General features: G+C 58.5%; 1 pseudogene. It reads right to left on the minus strand.

Annotated elements, in window-relative coordinates:
* A pseudogene (locus FDX22_RS23870) lies at window positions 1-234 on the minus strand (secretion protein HlyD); the annotation flags it as partial.

Here is a 234-nt window from a genome sequence, read left to right on the forward strand (position 1 = left end):
TGATCGTTACCGGCATTCCCTGGCGCAGCGCATCGTCCGCGTCGGTCACCACAATACGCAGGCGATACACCAGATCGGTGCGCAGGTCAGGGGTTTCAACTGTTTTCGGCGTAAACTCGGCAGTAGGCGACACGAAGCCGATTTTACCGTGATACGGTTTGTCCGGACGGCCATCGGTGTAGAGCAGGATCTCACGTCCCGGCTGTGCCTGGCTCAGATTCCGCTCATCTACGT

Source organism: Citrobacter sp. TBCS-14 (genome assembly GCF_005280805.1).
GTDB lineage: Bacteria > Pseudomonadota > Gammaproteobacteria > Enterobacterales > Enterobacteriaceae > Citrobacter > Citrobacter gillenii.